Origin of the sequence: Phenylobacterium sp. (assembly GCF_030693805.1) — a bacterium.
Lineage (GTDB): Bacteria > Pseudomonadota > Alphaproteobacteria > Caulobacterales > Caulobacteraceae > Phenylobacterium.
Genome location: NZ_JAUXZW010000339.1, coordinates 1 through 9299 on the forward strand (window position 1 = coordinate 1; position 9299 = coordinate 9299).

Annotated in this window: 8 protein-coding genes; all 8 read right to left on the reverse strand. The window is 69.9% G+C overall.

What is annotated here, in order from left to right; all coding sequences use genetic code 11:
* Positions 1 to 1333, reverse strand: a 1333-nt coding sequence (locus Q8M88_RS13260) for a glycosyltransferase (RefSeq protein ID WP_305597631.1), incomplete at its 3' end; no start/stop codon positions are given.
* Positions 1330 to 3075 (reverse strand): ABC transporter ATP-binding protein, encoded by a 1746-nt coding sequence (locus Q8M88_RS13265; protein ID WP_305597632.1) that lies wholly within the window; start codon positions 3073 to 3075, stop codon positions 1330 to 1332. The genes Q8M88_RS13265 and Q8M88_RS13260, both read right to left, overlap by 4 nt.
* Positions 3072 to 4232, reverse strand: coding sequence for a nucleotidyltransferase family protein (locus tag Q8M88_RS13270; protein ID WP_305597633.1), 1161 nt, complete (start codon positions 4230 to 4232; stop codon positions 3072 to 3074). The genes Q8M88_RS13265 and Q8M88_RS13270 overlap by 4 nt, the downstream gene beginning before the upstream one ends.
* Positions 4232 to 4930, reverse strand: coding sequence for a glycosyltransferase family A protein (locus Q8M88_RS13275; RefSeq protein ID WP_305597634.1), 699 nt, complete (start codon positions 4928 to 4930; stop codon positions 4232 to 4234). The genes Q8M88_RS13270 and Q8M88_RS13275 overlap by 1 nt, the downstream gene beginning before the upstream one ends.
* 10 nt (positions 4931 to 4940) lie before the next feature.
* Positions 4941 to 5360, reverse strand: coding sequence for a PqqD family protein (locus tag Q8M88_RS13280; RefSeq protein ID WP_305597635.1), 420 nt, complete (start codon positions 5358 to 5360; stop codon positions 4941 to 4943).
* A gap of 156 nt (positions 5361 to 5516) precedes the next feature.
* A complete protein-coding gene (locus tag Q8M88_RS13285; RefSeq protein WP_305597636.1) occupies positions 5517 to 6236 on the reverse strand; it encodes a glycosyltransferase family A protein in 720 nt (239 codons plus the stop codon).
* On the reverse strand, positions 6220 to 7362 hold the full coding sequence (locus Q8M88_RS13290) for a glycosyltransferase family 4 protein (protein WP_305597637.1): 1143 nt from the start codon (positions 7360 to 7362) through the stop codon (positions 6220 to 6222). Before Q8M88_RS13290 ends, Q8M88_RS13285 begins: the two co-directional genes overlap by 17 nt.
* Positions 7363 to 7445: 83 nt before the next feature.
* The coding region (gene mdoH, locus Q8M88_RS13295; protein ID WP_305597638.1) for a glucans biosynthesis glucosyltransferase MdoH at positions 7446 to 9299 on the reverse strand (1854 nt) is incomplete at its 5' end.

A 9299-nucleotide genomic window follows, 5' to 3' on the forward strand; every position in this document is an offset into this window, starting at 1 on the left:
TGCGCGCCGCTGACGGTCCCTGGTTGGGCTGTCGGAAGAAGCGCACGTCCACCGGAAGGGCGCGCACTGCAGCCTCGATGTCGTCGCTGGAGCCGTCGTCGACGACGATGATCTCCACCGCCGGATACTGCTGGGCGAGGATGCTGGCGATCGCTTCAGGCAGGAAGTGTGCGCCGTTGAAGACGGGCACGATGACGCTGACCAGCGGCTGGCGTGCGGCGGGCGCCTCTGCAGCGGCCTGAGCGGCGTTGGGGTCGGCCAGCAGGGCGGCGATGGCGCGCGGCACGCCGGGGATGTCGCGGCCGAGCGCGATGCGCTGCCGTGGCGTCGCAGCGATCAGCCGGCCGATGAAATCGTGCGTCTTCCGGCCCGCGTGCGGCAGTTGGGACATGGTGGTGAAGGCCGCGGCGCGGTGCAGTTCGACCGCCGAGACCGGCTCGAAGGTGGTCTCCTCGCCGTCGCCGAAGCGCGGCGTCAGCACCCACTTGATCGGCAGCGAGGTGACGATCTGGTCAGCGTGCGAAGGATAGAGATTGAGCACCACCTTTTCGCCCTCCGCCGGGCGCTGCCCCTCGGCCAGCGCGGCGAGTTCGGGAAAGCGCTGCGCCTGGTGCGGCTCCAGCTTGGCGGTGGCGTAGAGGGTATAGGCGGTGGGCTCCGGCTCCAGGCCCACCACCAGGTAGTCGTCGCCGATGTAGCGCATGCCCGCCGCCAGCCCGGCCAGCGCCGTGCTCGACTTGCCGACGCCGCCCTTGCCGGTGACCAGCACGCCGCCGTCCGCATCGCCGATCGCGGCGGCGTGGACCAACTGAAGGCCGCGCTGTTCCATCAGCCAGTGGAACAGGGTGCGCATGGGCGAGGAGCGGGCCCAGTAGGGCAGGTTCTGCGTGGTGTCGATCCAGTAGATGCCCACACCCGACGGCACGTCGAGCAGGTTCACCGAATACTCGCTCCAATGGAAAGCGCTGCGCACCACCTGGCTGGAGAACCCCCAGATGTCGCCACGGTCGGTGAACGACGTGCGCGGGCAGGGCGGCGGGATCATCTCGACGCCGGTGGAGGCGGAGTCCCAAACGTAGAGGGTCGCGTCGGGAGCGCTGATCGGCCCGCGCTCCAGGTGGGAGATCGCAGGCATGAACTCCTCGTCCAGCCTGGGCCCGGCGAAGATCAGGCGTATGTCGACGCCGGCGACCGAAATGAAGCGCTCGATCTCGCCGGCGGCGGCCAGGGCCTGGCGGGTGCGGTCCATAACCGCGTCATAGAAGGCGCGCTGGTCGGCCTCCGAACGCTGCAGGTCGGCGGGCATGGTCTCAGGCGGCGTGTAATCGGTCACGGAACAACTCGGTCTAAACTGGCGAGGGCGGCCGGCGCCATGGGCCGCAGCGCACCGGCCTCCAGGCGCAGGACGACGTCGGAGAAGGCCACGACCGCCATGTCATGGCTGATCGTCAGGACCGCCGGACGCGCCGGGTCGGCGGCGATGCGCTGCATGATCTGCGACACGGCTTCGGCGTCGAGGTGATTGGTGGGCTCGTCGAGGATCAGCAGGCGGGGTTGGCCGATCAGCGCGCGCGCGATGGCCAGGCGCTGGGCCTCGCCGCCGGAGATCAGGGTCCCGCCCTCGCCGATCATGGTGTCGAAACCCTGCGGCAGGCCGGCGATGAAGTCGGACGCATGCGCCTGGACCGCGGCGGCCTCGACATTGGCGCGGCTGACGTCCGGCCAGCCGTAGGTGAGGTTCTCGATGACCGTGCCGGTGAAGAAGGTGGGCTTCTGCATGACCACGCCGATCTGTCGGCGCAGGTCGCGCAGGTCGATGTCGTCGTAGGGCGCGCCTTCGACGAACACCCCGCCGGCGTCAGGGCGAAGGAATCCCAGGATGAGGTTGACGATCGTGCTCTTGCCCGCCCCGTTCGGCCCGATGATCGCGGTCCGCGCGCCGGGCGCTAGAGACAGGGAGACGCCTTTCAACACCGGCTTGCCACCGTAGCCGAAGTCGACGTCGCGCAGATCGATCCCGCCGTTCAGCGAGACCGGACGCTGGCCCTGGTAATGGGCCGCCTCGACCTGGCCGCGCAGTTCCAGCAGCTTGCGCAGCGACTCGTCGCCGGCGATGAAATCGGGGATCGCCGCGGTCACCCGCGACAGGGCGCCGTTGAGCAGACCCGCCGCCAGATAGAAGGCCAGCAGGTCGCCCAAGGTCATCGCCTTGTGCACCACGGCGATGCCGCCGCCGACGAGCAGCAACAGACCGCCAATGCCGGTGAGGCTGGACTGGACCTGCTGGTGGAAGGCGAAGCTCATCGCCATGCGCACGCCGGACGTCTCCAGCCGACGCAGGCCTTCGGATTGGCGCGACAGTTCGCGCTCCTCGAAGCCGCGCACGCGGGTGAGGTCCATCTGGCGCACGACGAACTGCACGCCGTGGCTGAAGCCCTCGAAGGCATGCTGGAAAGCCCGCACTTCGCGTTTCACGTAGCGGCCGCCGTAGACCGTCGACAGCCACATCAACGGCACGAGTCCGGCCAGCATCGCCACAAGGGTCCAGTTGAGCCAGGTCAGGGCGCCCAGCAGGCACAGGGCGGTGAGGGCGGCTGGCAGCAGGGTGGAAAGGGTGGCGCTGGTCAGGTTGTCGATCCGCTCGGTCTCCATGACGATACGGGTCTGCACGCGGGCGGCGTCGTTGCGGCCGAAGAAGTCGCGGGGCAGCGCGTAGAGCGTGGCGATCAGGTCGCGCCGCATCTCGCAAATCGCCGCCTTGGCGACCTTCAGGCTCATGGAGCGCGAGATGAGCGCAAGCGCGCTGCCGAGCAGCCGAAAGCCGATCAGCCCGAGCCCGATCCACACCAGCATGGGTATGTCGCCCTGCGGCACGGCGCGGTCGAAGGCGAAGCGCACCATGTGCAGGGTCGGCAGGAACACCACCGACTGTAGCGCGCCCAGGATTCCAAGGACGAGGACCGCGAGGCGCCGGCGGCGAAAATACGCCCACAGATAGGCCCACGGCGCGCGATCGAGCAGCGCCCGGTGCAAGCGGCCGGTCTGTGGAGACCCGGGTTCTTCGGCGAGGCTCATTCCGGCGTCTCCCGACGGCGGCGCGTGAGGTGGCGGTGAAGTGTGCTGATCGCCTCGGCCGGCACATGCAGAGGCCGGTCGAGCTGCCATCGCCGGGCGAGATAGGCGCCGTATCCCCTGGCGAAGGCCCAGGGGCTCTGATTGCGCAGATGCCGCCAGTAGTCGATCAGCGGATACAGGCGGGGCCGATACATGGTCGCCGCCGAGCCGAGGTAGACGATGTTCTCGACCCGCTCGACGAGGGTCGGGCGCGAACCGCGCAGTTCAGCGAGCACGCCTTGTGGGACCGGCACGGCGTACTCGCTCGCCATGTAGTCGAGGCCCAGCGACAGGCGATGACGCAGCTTCTGCGCCGTGGCGAAGGCGATCAGGGCGCTCCAGTCGATATCGTCCCCCGCCGTGCGGATCACCGTCGCGGCGTCGACGATCCAGCGGATCGGGGGTTCGAGATTGGAACGCACGCCATGCACCACGGCGTGCAACACCATGGCGGTGGGATCGGGCTGCAGGGTCTGCACGCCACAGAAATCGAACGGCAGCGCCCTGCGCCAGAACCAGTCGTCGGCCGTCGCGGACGGCGCCTCACGCAGACAGTGCCAGTGCAGGTCGATCTCGCGACCGTCCGCATTGCGCAGGTCGATGGCGTGCTGGTCGACCATCTCGTGCGGGCGCACGGCGACGCCTGGCCGCCAGCCGGCGGACTGGACGACTTCCAGCGCTAGGTCGCGTTGATCGCGCGCCACCACCACGTCGAGGTCGAACATCGGCCGCGTGCCGTGGCTCTTGTAGTAGGTGAGCGCCAGCGGCGCGCCCTTGAGCAGCAGCGTTCGCACGCCCGCCGCCTCGAGCCGGGCCACCACCGGCGCCACAGCATGGAACACGCTCTGGGTCTCCACCCAGGCGCGCCGATAGACGCCCTTCAGGCGGCCCATCAACGGATCGTCGGAGCCGGCCGCGCGCAGCCGCTCATAGACGAGCGGCAGCAGGCGATAGGTGCCGCCGTCCATATGATCGTCGATGTTCACCAGACGCCGCCAGGCGCGGAAACATTGTTCGACCTCGTCCTGTGGACCGATCGCCGCGCGCACCATCAGCGCCTGGGTCCCCTTGGGCCAGGGCAGTCCGCCTTCGGCGAGTTCGGGCCCGCCGCGATGCATCAGGCGGCGCCAGCGTCGCGCGCCGCGGCGGCTTTGCGCGCCACCGAAGCGCGCAGGGCTTTCAGATAGTCGCCGTGCGACGGGCGCTCGCGGATCACCGTGTTGTCGCCGTGGATGCGCCGCCGCATCACCAGGGCGTCGATCTTGGCGATCCGGGCGCCGCTGTCCTGCAGACGAGACGCCCAGTCGATCATCTCGCCCACCCGCAGACTGGGATCGAACAGGCCGATCTCGTCGAACATCCGCCGTCGGATCAGCATCGCGCCAGCGAAGCGCGCATGGGCGTGGCCCTGCGGCAAGTGAAGTTGGGCGCGTTTGGCCTGGTCCAGGTCCGGACTGAAAAAGTGTTCGCTGGTCCCATAGGCCGCGGCCAGCGACGGGTCAGCCTTCATCGCCTCCAGACGGACCTGCAGGCTGTTCAGCGGCCATACGTCGTCGGCGTCCAGGAAGGCGATGAGGTCGCCGCTCGCCGCGGCGATCCCGGTATTGCGGGCGCCGCCGATGCCCTGATTGGCCTGGGCGATCACCTCGACCTGAGGTGCGAAGCCGCGCGCCACCTCGGCGCTGGCGTCGGTGGAGCCGTCGTCGACCACGAGCACCTGGGTCGGCGGCAACGTCTGGTCGAGGACGCTGCGCAGCGCCTCGGCGAGGTAGGCGGCGTCGTTGAAGACCGGAATGACGGCGGTGACAGTGGTCATCGGGCCTGCCTCAATCGGCGACCTTGCGGGTCGGCCAGCCCATGTCGTCCACGTCGTGGATGGGATCGAGGGTGATCAGGTCCTGCATGTCCTTGTGCACAGCGAGGGCGGGGGCCTGGTAGGGCTGCGGCGCGGCGATCTGAGGGCGCGCGGCGTCCTGGACGTCAGCGCGCACCAGTTCGTTGGCCAGCAGGGTCTCTAGAAAGCCTTCGACGTCGGCCACGACGCCGGCCTGGCCGGGATAGGCGCCCAGCGCCCAGTCGATGATCGCCTGACGGCCGGCGCCGGCTTCGATCGCCTGCCAGATCGCGCCTCCGACGCCGTCGGCGCTGTAATAGGCGCCCGAGCGCAGGTCGACGATGATCGCCTCGCCGTCGATGACTTCACCGACCACCGAAGGTCCACAAATGGCATATGCAACGTCGCTCAACGCTAATCCCTTCCCGATCCTGCACACCTGCTCGCACGGCGCTCGACCGCACACGCGCAGATCCCCTCAGCCTGCTGATCATAGCAGGCTCTTCGCATCCGCTTCGCAAGAAGCATGCCGCGTAACACCGTGGCGTCGGGGTGGCGCTTCCATGCGCTAAGCGGGCGGGCGCTTGCCTCGAGCACGCGAAAGGCGGCGGCGCGCCAGCTCCACGAGAGCCTGGTTGATCGCGGTCTGATCGTTGGTGACGTTGTCGCCGTGGCGACGGTAGGTCAGGGCGTCGACGTCGCAGTCGATGACGCGTGCACCGCTCTCCAGTAGGCGAAAGCTGAAGTCGGCGTCCTCGCGCATGTGCATGTCCTCGGCGAACCCGCCCACGGCCAACACGGCGTCTCGGCGATACAGGGCCGAGCCGACCAGTTCCCGCACATGCGACCCGTCGATCGCCGCGCAGGCGGCGACCGCCGCGGGCGCAGCGTCCGCTTCGATGAGCACCCGCACCCGCCCAAACGCAGCTGCCAGGTCCCCGTCGTCCAGCATCGCCCGCAACAGCGCCTTATGCCTGCCGTCGACCCAGAGATCGTCGTGATCGAGGAAAGCCACGAAGGCGCCGCGAGACTCAGCCAGTCCGAGGTTGCGCGCCGCGGAAACCCCGCGCGCGCCGCCGCAAAGCACCCGTAGTCGGGGATCGTCGATCCCGCGCAGGGCGGCGAGCGTGCCGTCGACGGAGCCGTCGTCCACGGCCAACAACTCATCGCCGGGCGCAAGCTGGTCCAGCACCGAGACGGCGGCCTGCGCGACGAAGCGCGCGCCGTTGCGAACCGGTATGACGACGCTGGTCTCGGCGCTGGCGAGAACTTCAGGCGCCAGCGGCATGACGGCTCCCGACGACGCACTGGGCATACAACGCCGCATAGCGTTCGACGGTGGTCTCGATCGTGTAGCGCGCCAGCGCGCTGGCGCGGCCCGCCTCACCCATGCGTCGGGCGAGCGCAGGATCATCCGCCAGGATCTTGAAGTGTCTGGCGAAATCTTCCACCAAGCCGTGCTGCGCCAGGAAGCCGGTCTCGCCCGGGCGCACGATCTCCTGAAGGCCGCCGATGGCGGTGGCGACGACGGGGAGTTGGGCCAGCGCGCCTTCGACCGCGACCATGCCGAACAGCTCCTCATGCTGGGACGGAACCGCGAGCGCGCGCAGGGTGCTCATCAGCCGCTGGCGCTCGGCGTCGCTGACCTGGCCGGCGAAGGTGACGCGCGGTGCGACGCCCAGCTTACTGGCAAGGGCCTCGAGGCGAGCGCGATCCGGACCGTCGCCGATCACCAGCAGCCGCGCTTCGCCGCCCATCAGCGCCAGGGCCTGGAGCAGCAGGGCGACGCCCTTTTCCTCGGCGAGGCGGCCGAGATAGCCGAACACCGGCGGCTCGGACGCCGGGGCCGGCCGCAGGGTGAATTCGTCGGCTGGCACCCCGGGATAGATCACCTGGATGCGCTCGACCGGGAGGCCTGTGTGGTGCGCGGCGTTGAGCGCCGCCGCCTCGGAAACCGCGACCAGAGCCTGCGCGCGCGACACCAGATCGCCAGCCACGCCCTGCGAGCCATGCGCGGAGCGTTCCAGCGCGGCCTGGAAGGTGACCACGGTGGCGGCGGCATGGGCTTGCATCGTGCGCATGTGGAAGAAGGGGCCCGCGTCGGCGAGGTTGACGTGGACGATTTCAGGCCTGAACGCGCGCTTCAGCTCGGCTGTCTGGGCGGTGATTTCGCCGATCAGCCTCAGGCGGGCGCGGACATCCATCGCGGCGGGGTCGAGGGCGGCGCGGAACGGCAGGCGGAAGACCTCAAGACCCAGGCGCGCGTCCAGCTCGGGATCACCCTCAAGGTCGCTGTCGGTCACCACGGCCACTTGGCAGCCCCGCGCGATCAGGCCGGCGGCCAGCCGAGCGGTGAAGATCTCAACTCCGCCGATGTGCGGCAGGAAGGCCGCGTTCCAGAACATGATGCGCATGGATTCGAGACTCGCCGCCTACGCGTGTCGGTCAGTAGGCCTCAGAACGCCGTTCGCTGCAAAGCGCGCGCCAGTCGCGTGGTTCAGCCGACCGCTGCCACTGGACGCGAGACGCTGACCCGGACCAGTCCGGGAGTCGCCATCGGCACCGGGGCGCGGAATAGCCCGGCGATCTCGTTTCGCACCGGCGCTTCGGCCACATACTGCGCGCGCAGGGCGGCGGCGCGAGCCACCACGCTGGGCGCGGCGGCCTCTTCCGGCGTCAGGAACAGGCCCAGCCGCCGGCAAGCCTGGCCCAGATCCGCACGGGAGGTCAGCATCGACAGCGGGATGGCCAGAACCAGGCCCGCGGCCACAGGCCCGGTCCACGCCAGCAGCAGGGGGTCCATGGTGAATGCGCCGGCGCTCCACCCCAGTCCGAGGAGCGTGTCGAACCAGTGCCGGCGCCAGGCGGCCTTGAACGGCAGTCGCCCGTCGTCGCGCTGCTGCGCGGCCCAACCGGAGTGGCGACCGCGCAGGACGTCAGCCACCGCGCGGCTTTGTATCAGCATGAACACCGGCGCGGTCAGGGCCGAGAGCGCGATCTCGAGGAGCACGCCGGCGGCCAGCACAGGACCGCCGCCACAGGCGCGGCGTGTCAGTCGGTTGTGGGCGCTGAGCAGGGCGCCCATCAGCTTGGGTGCGAGCAGCAGCGCCATCGTCAGCGCGAACAGGCCCGCCGCGAGCGGGGCCTGGTCGGCGAGCTCGGGTGCGCCGCGCTGCTCCGCCCAGACCACGGCGCCGACGCCCAGGAAGCCCAGCCACAGCGGCGCGGTCAGATAGGCCAGGACGCCTCGGACCAGGTGCAGCCGGCTGACCCAGTGCAGGCCGCGGGCGCCGAGCACGGCGGCGTGCTGGAGGTTGCCTTGGCACCAGCGCCGGTCGCGCACGGCCATGCCGATCAGCGACGGCGGGGTCTCTTCGTAGCTGCCCTCCAGCTCCGGCGCCATGCGCACGGCCCAGCCGCCGCGCCGCAGCAGCGCAGCCTCGACGAAGTCGTGGCTCATGATGTGGCCGCTGAACGGGCCGGCGCCCTCGACGTGCGGCAGGCCCGCACAGGCGGCGAAGGCGCGGGTGCGCACGATGGCGTTGTGGCCCCAGTAATTGCCTTCCGCGCCTGACCACCAGGCCTGGCCTTTGGCGATCAGCGGTCCGTAGAGGCGTCCGGCGAACTGCTGCAGGCGCGCGAACAGCGTCGTCGCTCCGACGATCGTCGGCAGGGTCTGGATCAGCCCGACACCGGGGTCGCGCTCCATCGCCGCGGTCAGGCGCACGATGGTGTCGCCGCTCATCAGACTGTCGGCGTCGAGCACGATCATCGATTCATAGGCGCCGCCGTGACTGCGCACCCAGTCGGCGACGTTGCCGGCCTTGCGATCAATGTTGGCCGGGCGCCGGCGATAGAAGATCCGGTCGACGGCGTTCAGGCGGATGCGCAGCCGAAGCATGCCGGTGGCCTCGGCCTGGGCGATCGCCGGCTCGCGGGTGTCGGACAGCACGAACACGTCGTAGAGCTCGGCGACGCCCATCGCCTCCAGGTCCTCCCAGATCGCCTGCACGCCGGCCAGGATGCGCCCCGGATCCTCATTGTAGGTCGGCATCAGCAGGGCGGTGCGGGTGAAGATGATCGGCTGCGGGGTCCAGGGGCCGGCCGCGCGGGCCCGCCACATCAGGACGAACCCGGCGATCGCGCTGGTGAAGGCGAACGCCACCCAGGCGAACAGCGCTGCGAACAGGACCAGCATCAGGATGTCGGCCAGCGTGAAGCCGCCGGGCGAGATCAGCCGGGCCATCACCGCGCAGGCGGCGAGGGTCACGACGCCTGTTGCGCCCAGCATCGCGGCGCGCCGCCAGGGCCGACTATCGGGAAAGCTCAGAGCCGCGCCGCGCATGGGATC